This is a genomic window from Chryseobacterium aquifrigidense (assembly GCF_006716485.1).
Classification (GTDB): domain Bacteria; phylum Bacteroidota; class Bacteroidia; order Flavobacteriales; family Weeksellaceae; genus Chryseobacterium; species Chryseobacterium vietnamense.
Genome location: NZ_VFPD01000001.1, coordinates 1,481,208 through 1,494,459, shown reverse-complemented (window position 1 = coordinate 1,494,459; position 13,252 = coordinate 1,481,208). Strand labels below are relative to the sequence as shown.

At 37.0% G+C, this 13,252-nt stretch carries 8 protein-coding genes; 2 read left to right on the top strand and 6 right to left on the bottom strand.

The genetic code is table 11. The annotated features are described in order from the left end of the window. Positions 1 to 284: 284 nt before the first annotated feature. Positions 285 to 569, bottom strand: a complete 285-nt coding sequence (locus FB551_RS06620; RefSeq protein WP_047430248.1) for a bacteriocin-like protein — start codon at positions 567 to 569, stop codon at positions 285 to 287. A gap of 449 nt (positions 570 to 1,018) precedes the next feature. Between FB551_RS06620 and FB551_RS06615 the strand changes: the two genes are divergently transcribed. Continuing rightward, positions 1,019 to 1,807, top strand: a complete 789-nt coding sequence (locus tag FB551_RS06615) for an XRE family transcriptional regulator (protein ID WP_047430251.1) — start codon at positions 1,019 to 1,021, stop codon at positions 1,805 to 1,807. Positions 1,808 to 1,874: 67 nt separating this feature from the next. Here FB551_RS06615 and xth read toward each other — a convergent pair whose 3' ends face one another. Next, positions 1,875 to 2,654 carry an exodeoxyribonuclease III gene (gene xth / locus FB551_RS06610; RefSeq protein WP_142016221.1) on the bottom strand — a complete coding sequence of 260 codons (780 nt, stop codon included), beginning with the start codon at positions 2,652 to 2,654 and terminating at the stop codon, positions 1,875 to 1,877. Between the two features lie 190 nt (positions 2,655 to 2,844). Between xth and FB551_RS06605 the strand changes: the two genes are divergently transcribed. Beyond that, the gene (locus FB551_RS06605; RefSeq protein ID WP_142016219.1) at positions 2,845 to 4,080 is read left to right on the top strand and encodes a YaiO family outer membrane beta-barrel protein; all 1,236 of its coding nucleotides are present in this window, start codon (positions 2,845 to 2,847) and stop codon (positions 4,078 to 4,080) included. On the opposite strand, the gene FB551_RS06600 is transcribed toward FB551_RS06605, so the two are convergent. From FB551_RS06600 to FB551_RS06585, 4 genes are read right to left on the bottom strand one after another with little or no spacing between them, the layout of a single operon-like run. Further along, positions 4,077 to 7,514 carry a sulfatase-like hydrolase/transferase gene (locus FB551_RS06600; protein WP_142016216.1) on the bottom strand — a complete coding sequence of 1,146 codons (3,438 nt, stop codon included), beginning with the start codon at positions 7,512 to 7,514 and terminating at the stop codon, positions 4,077 to 4,079. The two genes, FB551_RS06605 and FB551_RS06600, sit on opposite strands and share 4 nt — an antisense overlap. Further along, positions 7,508 to 8,575, bottom strand: coding sequence for a HEAT repeat domain-containing protein (locus tag FB551_RS06595; protein ID WP_142016213.1), 1,068 nt, complete (start codon positions 8,573 to 8,575; stop codon positions 7,508 to 7,510). Before FB551_RS06595 ends, FB551_RS06600 begins: the two co-directional genes overlap by 7 nt. A 9-nt stretch (positions 8,576 to 8,584) precedes the next feature. Continuing rightward, positions 8,585 to 8,941, bottom strand: a complete 357-nt coding sequence (locus FB551_RS06590) for a response regulator transcription factor (RefSeq protein WP_047430267.1) — start codon at positions 8,939 to 8,941, stop codon at positions 8,585 to 8,587. 12 nt (positions 8,942 to 8,953) lie between these two features. Beyond that, on the bottom strand, positions 8,954 to 12,862 hold the full coding sequence (locus tag FB551_RS06585; protein ID WP_142016210.1) for a response regulator: 3,909 nt from the start codon (positions 12,860 to 12,862) through the stop codon (positions 8,954 to 8,956). Between the last annotated feature and the right edge of the window lie 390 nt (positions 12,863 to 13,252).

The window sequence follows — 13,252 nt, the reverse complement described above, 5'->3', positions numbered from 1 at the left end:
CAGCAATAATTTGAATTCCAAGACTGATTTTGAATGGATAACCCCAAAAAAAATCTGCAGTTATTCATTACTGATAACTGCAGAAATAAGATGGATTTATATTGTTGTTTTCACACCGGCTGAAATAGTAATGCAGGTGTTGCTTTATTATAATTCATTGAAAAGAATGTCAATAAATCTAAGAACTGAAAATGGATGTATATTGATTTTATTCTTTCACAGGGATATAAAAAAACCGCCCTAAAAAGAGCGGTCTGATTTTTTACTGTTAATTTTCCTGCTGATTAGCAAGTAGAACCGCACTCAAGTAATTTGATGTGGATTACACCATTAACAACACATTGTGTTTGGCATAAAGCGTTAGTTACAACAGTGCTTACACCGCCTACTACTCCACCTACTGTAGATCCTACACCACCAACAACACCACCAACGATAGTTCCTACACCGCCTACTACTCCACCAACTACTCCTCCTAGTCCACCTAGAAGACCGCCAATTGGATCCAGTAATCCGTTACCTGAAATAGCTTTTAATTCGTTTCTGTCTAATTTTTTTAAGTTTTTCATAACTATAATTTTATATGATTATTACATCACGAATATATGAATAATAACTTCACAATTGCAAATTATTTTCAATAAATTAATTATATGTTTTTATCATTTAATATTTCATTAATATAAGTGTGTTTTAATAAAAATATGGTTTTCACTTATATGTGATTGATTTTCTAAAAGTTAAAAATGATAACTCAATTTGTGGAATTTGGAGTTATTATTTATGCATTAAATTGTCTTTATTGGTATTTATTTTTCAAAAATAAATAATGCCTTTGTAATTTGTCTTTAAATAGCCTTAGGTAAAGTGAAAATGGTTATTTGAAGTACACAAAAAGAGTGATTTTCCCGAAAAAGATAAGAAGGGGGATAAAATTTGTTTTCTTCTTGTCGTAAAAACCGTTCAGTTTATTGATAACGGAATCAAATTTTGTATTTTTGCTGACAACCTTATATCAATGTCAGTTTTTTCAAATAATATACGCTTTTTAAGAGCCAGGAGAAAGCTCTCCCAACAAAATGTAGCCGATGAATTATTGATTTCAAGAGTCCGGTATTCAAAATATGAAAACGGAATTTCTGAACCTCCAATTGAGCTGCTGGTAAAAATCTCAAAATATTTCCATGTAAGTATTGATCTTATGCTGTCTGTAGATATTGAGAAGCATCCGATAGATGAAATGCTAAAGCTTCCGGATAACAGAATTGTACTTCCGGTGGCGGTAGATAATCATGGAAATGATACGATAGAAATTATACCTCAGAAGGCTTCAATGGGTTATCTGGAAGGTTATAGCGATATAGACTACATCGAAAGTCTTCAGCGCATTGCTCTTCCCTTTCTTACCAATGGGAAATACAGAGCATTTCCTGCAGATGGGGATTCTATGCCTCCATTCAGAAACGGATCTTATATTGTAGGAAAATATGTAGAGGGAATCAATGAACTGAAACAGGGTAAAACCTATGTTTTTGTCACTTTAAATGACGGGATTACCTACAAGCGTTTTAAAGAAAGAAAAGAAAATGCAATCTGTGTAAGTGCTGACAATTCATTTTATGAACCGTATGATATTCCTTTTGAAGAAGTAGTGGAAATCTGGCAGTACGCTTCAGGGATTTTCCCGGAAGATTTTGAGCCGGGTGATTATGAGAGCTATAATTTTAAAGAGATGTTCCGTGAACTGAGACAGGATATCAGAGATCTTGATAAAAAGGTTTCTGGCCGTCGCCGCAAGCAATCTTAATATTTAAATACTTATTATATAATATACTCCTGATTTTTCGCGGGAGTATATTATACATGGACTCCTATTAATTATGATCCGATAGTTCAATCCATACGGGAGCGTGATCACTGCTTTTTTCCCAACCCCGTACATGGCTGTCTACTCCACCGGAAGCCAGTCTGGGCTGGAGATAAGGACTTAATAAAATATGATCAAGCCTCATTCCTGCATTACGATCGTAAGCTTTATACAGATAATCCCAGAAAGTATATATTTTCTCATCAGGATAAAGACTTCGCAGAGAATCAAGCCAGCCTTTTTTCTGAAGATCTTTAAATGCTTTTCTTACTTCTGTTCTGTATAGCGCATCATTTTCCCAACGTTCAGGCTTATAAACATCAATAGGTTCCGGTATAATATTGAAATCACCGATCAGTATGGCGGGAAGTTCCATTTTGATGAGTTGGTTGGTTCGTCTTTTAAAACGTTTGATCCAGGATAATTTATAATCAAATTTAGGTCCGGGATAAGGATTTCCATTGGGAAGATACAAACAGCAGATGACCATTTGATCAATAATAGCTTCTATATAACGGCTCTGAACATCTTCTGTGTCACCTGGTAAAGATCTTTGTACTTCAGTTATTTCTCTGTTTTTTGCCAGTATGGCTACTCCGTTCCAGCTTTTCTGTCCGTTCCATATGGCCTGGTATCCTGCGTTATTGATTTCCTGGACTGGAAAGCGTTCCTGTGGAGCTTTTAATTCCTGCAGGCAGACAATATCCGGTGAAGCTTCCTTCAGCCATTTCAGTAAAACAGGAAGCCTTCCGTTGATTCCGTTCACATTATAGGTTGCTATTTTCATGATAAAGGTTTTTAAAAAATCAATTCTTTTTAATTACGACAATAATTATTCCATCATAAATATCTATTATTTGATATTTTAAGAAAAAATAATCTCAAAAAAATAAGTTTTGATGAATAATCTCTGGGTTGAGAGATAAAAGTTCAATATATTTGTGATACCAGATGTAGCTCATTAATAATAAACTTCGATGAAAAGATATCCGACCTTTTTATTAGCATTACTTTTTCCCATTACACTATATAGCCAGCAGAATCTGACTGCTGATGAACTGTTCGTTAAAGCCCGTACCACTGCTTTTGAGCAGAAAGATTATGTTACATCTATTGCCCTGGCAAAAGAGGCATTGGAAAAAGCTCCCAATTATACTGATATTTCCGTGTTTTTGGGAAGGTTGTATACCTGGAACAAAGATTTGGCAGCAGCAAGAGCTGTGTTTGAAGATCTCAGAAAAAGAGAGGTTCAGGATGAAGATTATTTTCTGGCCTATGCTTCTCTGGAATACTGGAATGATCAGAATACAAAGGCTATTGAAATCATAGATAAAGGACTTTCTTATCATTCAAAATCTGAGGCTTTACTGCTGCTGAAAGCAAAAGTATATTTTGGAATGGATGATTATGAGGAAGCTGACCAAGCAGTAACCACTCTCCTATCTGTTAATCCAAAAAATACCGAAGCTAGGGCTCTTGCAGTAAGGATAAAGGATTTGTCTTCTAAAAATGCTGTGGGCATTATTTACAATTATTCCCATTTTGACAAACAGTTTGATGACGACTGGCATATCGTGGGTGTAAGTTACAAAAGGATTACCCCTATTGGATCTGTAATTCTTCGTGGTAACTATGCGAACAAGTTTGCCCAGGGCGGTACACAGATTGAGTTGGAAGCATACCCAAGACTTTCCAAAATGTTCTATTTATATGTTGGCGGAGGTTATTCTGATGATGTAGGGCTGTTTCCGAAATACCGTACCGGAGTTTCCCTGAACGCCAATCTTCCTCATAGTTTTGAGGCTGAGTTGGGTTACCGTCAGCTTCATTTCAGCAACAGTATCTGGATGTATACTGCGGCTGTAGGGAAATATTATAAAAATTTCTGGTTCAATCTTCGTACTTATATCACTCCCGACAGTAAAAACATTTCACATTCCTATACAGGAACGGTGCGTTATTATACCAAAGGAGCTCAGGACTATTTTGCTTTTCAGATCGGAACAGGAATAAGCCCGGAAGAATACCGAAATAACCTTCTGGAAAATGAGACTTTTAAGCTTAAAACCTTTAAAGTAGGTGCTGAGTATAATTTTTCTTACCGTTCCGTCAATCTTTTTTCTGTAGGAACGATGTATTATAACCAGGAGTTCCGTCCGGGTGAGAAAGGAAATCAGTTTGACATTACTTTAGGCTATACGCGAAAGTTTTAAAACTTTGACTTTGTTTTTTTCTTAAAGTTGACCATTACCGAATCCGGCATCAGTTTTTTCGTGGAATAAAACTGAGCATTCATACTTTTATACTGATTGAACCTGCCATTGATTTTACTCATGGTTGCTGCATCATTGTAGGCATTTTCTTCCATGTCTTTAAGGGTGAAAAGCTGTCCGTCATGAATATAATACTTCTCAGATACAAAATCAATAAGTTGGTTTTTACTCTGCATCATAGGAATTCCAGCCTTGCTGATTTCAGAATCTGCAGAAAAGCCTCTTCCAACCCATGTTACAGTAGAAGGTGTATGGATTTTATAATTATTTCTGTAGTACGCCAGAATTGAAGGTGCAATATCAAAATGACTTACTGTTTTGTGAAAACGTTTTGATTCTTTTAATAAGGGTGAATAAATTAACAGTGGTACGTGGAACCTGTCAATTTTAGATTCCAATGTGATTTCAGGCATACTGTGATCCCCTGTAATGACAAAAATAGTGTTTTTGAAATCCGGACGTTTGCTGTAATTTTCAAAGAAACCTTTCAAAGCATCATCAGCATTCAATACAGAAATGAGCTGGTCTTTGTGGGCAGCTGCCCATTTTTTCTGCCCTGAAGTTAAAGTCCCAGAATTAAGTCTTTGGTTGTACAACTTTTCATAATATCCCTTATTGTTAATTAAAAAAGGATTGTGCGTTGAAAGCGTAAGTATCATATTAAAGTAAGGACGATTCTGTAATTTTTGCTGCTGTTGCATTTTATCTAAAACAGCCTGGTCTTCATACCCCCAGCTTTCTCCGTTGTTGGCAGGAAGTTTACGGTAAGGGCTGCTGAATGAAGCTTCATCTACGATATGATCTACCCCGCTGTACTCCAGAAACTCGCGGTAGCGGTCAAATGATACATGACCTCCGTAATAAAATCCTGTTTCAAAACCATTCGCTTTCAGGATATTATAAAGATTGAAATTTTCAGGTGTTTTTTCTATTTCCAGGAAACCGTTCTTTCCGAAAGGAAGTGATCCCGTCAATGATGGTAATGCGCCAAACGTTCTTCCTGCTGAGCTTAAACTGTTTTCCCAGTATAATCCTTTATTGGATAAAGAATCAAGATACGGCGTAAAGTTACCGATATATCCTTTTGGTGAGGTGTAGGCATGCCCGAAACCTTCCATCACAAGAAAAACAAGATTAGGAATTTTCTCAGATCTGTTAATATAGGATCCTAAGAAATCCTGTGTGTTTTCTTTTCTCCAAAACGGAAAGTTTTTATTGATCATTTCAGCATTGGTAGTAAAATCTTCATTTTCATTCAGTAATTCGGCTAGTTCCGGATGATCGCTGATGAAATTTTCTTCGTTGGATTTGAAGAAATAAGCCCATTTGCTTTTTGCCGCATTTTGATTAAACTCACTCTCAGAACTCAAAATTTTTGCTCCCATTATATTGGAAGGAATAAAGAATGCTGCTAACCCGAAAACGAAGATAACCAATCCCGGATAGATTGATTTTAAGGCTGTTCTGCCTGCAATCCATATAGGAACAAAAGAAGCCGTGATTAAAATTCCCAGTAATGCAAAGTTTTTGAAGTTAAGCATTCCGCTGGCCTGCAAAATCTGCTTCATCTCCTCTTTGCTGTAATATAAAAGATCTGCGCCCAGTATGTTACGGCTTTCAGAAAAATATAGGAATAAGATATACTGTGTAACGGCCACAATAACCAGGGTTAACATTCCCAGGATTCTTGCCCAGCCTTCTTTGATAAAATTAATGACCAGATATATAATTCCAACACAGAATGTCAGTTGTAATGCAAATAAAATGTTTTCAACGAAAAGACGGCCAATAATGGCTGATGTTTTAAATGTTGGAAAGGTATAGTGATACCATAGAGATTCTGCGGTCACTCCTATTAAGAATAAAGCAAAGAAAGCCAATGCCAGTATTCCCCATTTTTTGAGTCCTGCCTGAAGAATTGCATATATTCTTTCTTTCAGAGGTAAATGCTGTGTGCTTTGATTGAAACCTTGTCTCGTCATTTCGCCCCAGCCATGGGATTTTTTGAAATAATCTATAAATCCGTTAACCCCTGCTTTTACCACAATAGGATGAAAATAAAAAGGTTCGGAAAAAGCGGTAACAATCAATCTAAGGAAGTCTTTTCTTTTGGTATAGACCTGATGGCTTACGAGATCTACCAATATCGCATAGATAGAATACAGGAACCCCATTGAAATCACCAGGGCAAAAAGAATGGTAAAGAACGGCCAGTTGATAATTCCCAGCAATAAAAATAGGATGAAGATAATATATCCTGAAAATTCGATGAGCGGACCCAGAAATTCAAAGAAGAACCAATACGGAAGGCTGATCATTCCCAGTTTTTTATACTTCGGATTGAACATCATTTTTCTGTGTTTCCACAGGGTTTCCATGGTACCGCGCATCCATCTGTTTCGCTGTTTTCTGAGAATATCTTTGGATTCGGGAACTTCTGTCCAGCACAGAGGATCCGGAATGGTAAGCACTTCGTAAGGTTCATTTCTTTCTTCCATGTACTTTCTCATTCTTACCACCAGCTCCATGTCCTCTCCCACTGTATTTTTATCGTAACCACCGCATGCCAGGACAATTTTTCTGTCAAATACACCAAAAGCACCGGAGATCAGGATCAATCCTGAAGCTCTGGACCATGCCATACGCCCCAGTACAAAAGCTCTGATATACTCCAATGCCTGTGTTCTTCCCAAAAGGGTTTTCGGCATATTGACGCTTACTACTTTTCCATTTTCAATGACACAGTTGTTAGCCAGACGAATTACTCCACCACAGGCGATGAACTTTTTATCAGTCTGCTCCAGCATTGGTTTTGCGAGCTTTAAAATCGAATCCTGCTCGAGGATACAGTCCACATCAATGCAAACCAGATATTCACCGGAAGAAATATTGACGCCAACATTTAAAGCATCAGCTTTCCCTCCGTTTTCTTTATCAACAACAATCAGTTTTTTAAAGGCCGGATTTTTACTTTTATACACTCCTCTTACCGCATTGGTTTCTATTTTTCCCTGAATAAAATAAGCGACAGACTCAAGTTCATAAGCTTCGATAAGCTTTTGAATGGAATCATCCTTACTTCCATCATTAACAATGATAATTTCCAGATTATGATAGTAAAGAGATAAGAGTGAACGCACATTTTCCACAATGGTCATCCCTTCATTGTATGCAGGAGCAATAACGCTGAATACGGGAGCATTGGGATTTGCTGCAATAATACTGTAGTCCGTAAATGTATTTTCTTTTTTGTATCGCAATACAGCTCCAAGCGCATAAATTCCTATCCAGCCATAGATAAGGGTTACCGCTGTTCCGTAAACCAAAAACAGCCAAATAACGACTTCATAGATGATGTGTGAGAATTCTAACATACTTTTTCCTGTAATGCGTATTTAATAATTTGAACTAATTCTTCGGAAGAGGTTTCATCCTGGGATATTTCTGTCAGGTATTCCTGTTTATCCAAAGCACACAAAGCTTCTGCGGCATAAACTTTTATCCCTGTATCAGCATTGTTCAATAATTGATTTTTCAGAAAATCTGTACTGAATTGGTCTTTTGACTTTTTCATGATTTTGAGAATCTCTTTCTGTACTTCATTCGGCTGATGCGGATACGTTTCCATAAGATGAGCAATGGTAGAAGAATTTTCCAGAGATAATAATGTTTGTACTGCCTGTATTCTTATATCAACAGAAGAATGGACCAACAGACCGGTTACTGTAGGGTACAGAGATAATATCTGAAATTTTCTTAAAAGTTTAAGGGTAAAAATGACTACGGAATCATTAGAACTTTCCATCCATTTTTTAATACTATCACCTGAGTTCTCAGGAACATGGGTGATGGAAATAAGCAAACGAAGCTGTTGCCATTCTGATATTTTGGAGGAAATGCCGTTCAGGAAATGAAGACCTTCGAATCCTTTAAAGTTAACCATCGCATATTGGGCCTCCTGATATACCTGAGCTGAATGATGAGTTAAAAATGTAGAAATTTTTGGCAATGCTTCTTCCACTTGCATCGCTGTAAGTTCCTGTATTCCTCCAGCAATGATGTGTTCTTTTTTTTGATTCAGTTTTTTCAACGCTTCTTCCTGAAGTCCATATTCCTGAAATAAGTCTTTGAGTTTATTCTGGGCAGCTCCGGAGAATTTTTTCTCGGATTCTGCCAGTTTCTGAAGGAATAGATTTCTGAATGAAGGACTAGCGGAAGCTGCTGAAAAATCAGTATCTGCAGACCTGTCTTCTTCGCCGTAGACAATCACTTCTGAGATTTTTTTATTGATTACTTCAGACCATTTGAAAATCTGGACGGATTCTCTGTACTGATAAAAACTATAGATCAGTACAATTATGATCAGAAAGAGTACTAAAGATAGCATTCCCAGAAAAACAAGAAAGAGAAAATGCACAGAAGTGGTGAGAAACATGGTTGTAGTTTATTTTAAAGAAAATCTTTTTATTCTTAATGTCAATTCATTGGGACTGAATGGTTTCACGATAAAATCGGCTGCTCCAAGGTCGAAAGCATTCAGTACAACTTCTTCCTGTCCCATGCTGGAAAGCATGATCACCGGGATCTGCTTGCCCATGGTCTTAATGGCAGAAAGTATTTCAATTCCAGAGGCAAATGGCATCATAATATCGGTGATGGCCAGATCTACGTCTCTTGTTTTAAGGGTTTCAATAGCATCTTTACCATTGCGGGTGAGGATTACTTCGTGCCCTTCTTTTAATAATTTATGTTCAATCGTTTTTAGAATCAGTTCGTCGTCTTCGGCGATTAGAATCAGCATAATTTTAGTTTTTTATTGTATTAGATTTTTAATTAATTGTAATCCTGTTGTTATCTCTTGGATAATTTCATTTTCCATGGAAATAAAATCCATATTAGGATCTGCTTTATTTTCCCAGCCGGCAGTACGTTCAGTAAGCTTTATCAGTCCTGCTGTTCCTGCTGTTCCTTTAAGCTTGTGAAGAATCAATTTCAGATGGTCACTGTCTTTTTCTGCGGTACTTTTTCTGATATTTTCTTCAGCCTGAGTAAGTTGATCTACCACAAGGTTCAGGAATATTTTTCTGAAATCCTCGTCATCGTCACCTATTTGTTCATTCAGGAGATTTATATCAAGGTAATTTCCCTCACTGCTAGAATCTTCAGCAGAGATATTATCTTCATTAATGATATACTTCTTTAGCATTTCCAGTAGATCTGCCTGTCTTAAAGGTTTGGGAAGGAAGTCATTCATCCCGGAATCCAGACACTTTTCTTTCTCCCCCAGAACATTACCTGCAGTTACACCAATAATTGGAACATCGGCATATTCCGGCAGTAAGCGGATTTGTTTGGTAGCTTCAATACCATCCATTACCGGCATCTGAACATCCATTAAAACGATATTGAATATTTTTTCTTTACACTGTAAGACAGCCTGAAGTCCGTCCGTAGCTTCCGTAAGCTCTGCATCCGGAATCAGAGAACGCATCATTTTATGGTTAAGAACCATATTGACAGGGTTGTCATCTACAAGTAAAACCTGCGGCGCCTGCATCAGTATAGAGGTTTCTGCCTCCGGTTGTGTGATATTGGTGATCTCCTTTTCAGTATTTTTTACAGCCCGTCTTAATGCTTTATAGAGCTCTTCTGACTTGATAGGTTTCAGCAGGAAGTAGGAATTGTTTTCCTGGCGGAAAGAATTGATGACATCATGTTCCTCAGAAGATGTGTGAAGAATAATCAGAGGAGAAGATTCATGTTGTTTGTTAAATAGTTCCTTGATTTTTTCTATGGTTTCAAGTCCGGAAATAATAGGCATATGATAATCCATCAGAATGACATCAAAACGCTCTCCTGCAAGTAATATCTGGAGCGCTTCCATTCCATTGGCAGCAAGCTTTGAATCTATATTTTTATATGCAAGCATGTGCTGAATAATAATCCTGTTGGCTTCGTTATCATCTACGATAAGTACCTTATTTATTTTCAGGTCGTCCTCCTCACGGTGATCAGACATTTCATACGGAACTTCTATGTCAAAATAGAACACAGACCCATTATGAAGTTCACTCACCAACGACAGGCTGCTTCCCATATATTTCAGAATATTATTGGAAATGGTCAATCCGAGGCCTGTTCCTCCGTATCGTTTGCTGATAGAGCTGTTTTCCTGGGTAAAAGCATTGAAGATATGCTGTTGTTTTTCCTTAGGAATTCCAATTCCGGTATCTCTTACGGAAAATCTGAGTTTGATATTTTTGCTGTCCAGATTCAGTTTTTCTACTTTAAGTTCTATTTCCCCCTGGGTTGTAAATTTCACGGCATTTCCAAGAAGGTTGATCAAAATTTGTTTCAGCCTTGATTCATCCAGCCAGATCGTTTCAGGAAGTCCCGGTTCTATATTCAGTAGTAATTCTATATTTTTTTTCTGTGACTGGTAAAGAATGACATTGATAACCTGGCTTACCATATCATAAATATTGGATTTGTCTACGATGAGGTCCATTTTTCCGGATTCTACCTTAGAAAAATCAAGGATATCATTGATGATATTCAATAAATTCTCTCCTGATTCATTGATATAATTAAGATATTGAGTCTGTATCTCATTCAATGGAGTTTTTAAAAGAAGGTCGGAAAAGCCAATAACACCATTTAGTGGGGTTCGGATCTCATGACTCATGTTGGCCAGGAATTCAGATTTTGCTTTGCTGGCAATGTCTGCCATTTTCTTGGCATTTTGTAGTTCTTTATTGATTCTTACAGAGGCTGTAATATTTTGTGCAGAAACAATAATTCCCCCGATAACATTATTGGAAAGATACCATGGCGTGACTTCTACGCTGTAATGCTGAATGATTCCTTTACCCGGAACTTCTATTACCATATCTTCATTTTTGTAGGCTTTTCCTGCCAGTGCATCCTGGTAAATCTTTATTCTTTCATCCGGAACATTGGGTGATATTTTAAACATATTTTCACCAATAAGCCTGATGTCATTCATCTGAAACTCATCTTTCCAGCTTTTGCTTACAGAAAGATAATTAAGGTTTTTGTCAAACATGGCTACCGTAGAAGGTACATACTTTACAAAAGACTGCAGCATAGCCTCTTTTTTGGCCAGTTCAAGATAGATGTTTTTGAACGTATCAATATTCTGAATGATTCCGTAGACTCTGGTGCACACTCCATCTTCAAATTCCGGAATCCCTTTTACCCTTACCCAGATCATCGCACCGTCATTCTGTATAAGCTGTAATTCTTCATCGTAGGGAACGCATTCTTTTACAGCCTTTTCGAATAAGGATTCCAGCTTTTCACGGCTTTTTTCACTGTAGAAACCCAGCGCATTGTCAAAATCAGGCTGGAAATTTTTATCTATTTTATGAATTTCTCTGGTAGATTGTGACCAGAGAACAGTATTGTTTTTCAGGTTAACTTCCCATCCTCCAACCTGGGCCACGGCACTTGTTTGTTCCAACATCTTTTTGGTATGAACAAGATCTTTTTCCAGGCTTACCCGTTCAGTAACATTCAGGGCGGTGCTCACAACATAAGGATTTCCTTCTTTATTGATCTCCACAAGATTGTGATACATCCAGATCATATCTTCACCTCCTTTTGTTCTCAGGATCATGGTTCCGAAATCTTCCTGGTTTTTATTGATTCTTTCGAGATACTGCTCAAGAAGTGGCCAGTTTTTTTTAGGAACAAGGTCCTTTAAATTCAACTTTTCCACCTCTTCGGCAGAATATTGCAGGGTTTCTCTGCCTTTTTCATTGACAGCAATGATATTTCCTTCCATATCATGCATACTCATCAGGCCTATGGCATTTTCGAAGAAGCTTCTGAAACGGCGCTCGGAGCTTTCCAGTTTAAGTTTTTCTTCGATTCGATGAGTAATATTTATTCCGAAACAGAAAATCTCTGAGTGATCCTGATTGAGCTTTAGATACCATTCAATAATGATGGTTTGAGTATCATCTGTCTTTGTGGAAGTGGTAAATGTAACTTCTTCATTGGTATCGGGAAGATTTTTGGAAAGTAATTGCAGCTGGGAATTATGATTTCCCATAAGGTCCAGGAAATTCTGATTAAGAATCTGGCTTTTATCCATTTGAAAGGTCTTCTCAAATGCCGGATTAACATCTTTCATGGAGAAATCTTTATCCAGAACACAGATCAGATTATTGGAAATGGTAAAAGTCTGCTGAAAATACTCAGCCTGGATGTTTTTCCTTTTTCCCATAATAACTTTTGTGATCGCTGCTCCTATTTTTTTTAGGGTTGAAATCTGATCATCTGTGATTGTCTTGGGTTTATAATCAATAACACAGATAGTTCCTAATGCGAATCCTTCATCATCAATAAGAGGTACTCCTGCATAAAAACGGATTCCTCCGGCAAGAATAATTGCGTTATCAGAAGACCTTTCGTCTAATAAAGTATCATTGATAATGACAACGTCGCCACTGGCGATAGAATATTGGCATACCGTATTTTTCCTTTCTACAAAATCAAGAGCAATCCCCACACAGCTTTGGATGGTCTGGGTTTCGCTTTCCATCATGGCAATAAGACCTGCCGGGCAGTCTGTCACCAGACATGCTGTTTCGGCAAAAATGTCTAACTGGGGATCTTTTTCGAGGTTTAAAAGACCAAAATACTCCAGTTTTTTCATTCGGCCTTCTTCATTTGCCGGAATTGGATACTTTTTCATATATTATATCAACAGTTAGAGACTTTTCTTTTTTGATTATTAAAAAATGATAATCAAGGCCTTAAAGTTTATATTTTAAATATTTTTAAGCACTTTAAATTATTATTTTAATAAGTAAAGCAAAGTACGGAATAATTTTGTATTCTATTGCAGTAAATTTGTTAATAAAGCTATATGTATGCTTATTTTAAATTAACTTATAAGAATCCTGCATTTATATCGAAGTAATGGGCATTATGAAAATAAAAAGTACCCCTGTATGAAATGGGATACTTAAGGATGAACCGGGATGATATAAGTTGTTCATAATGTGTTTTCTTAAGGCCTGACGATTGATTGTTTATAAAAGTCCATTTCCTGAAAAATACGGAAATGGACTCACCACTTATC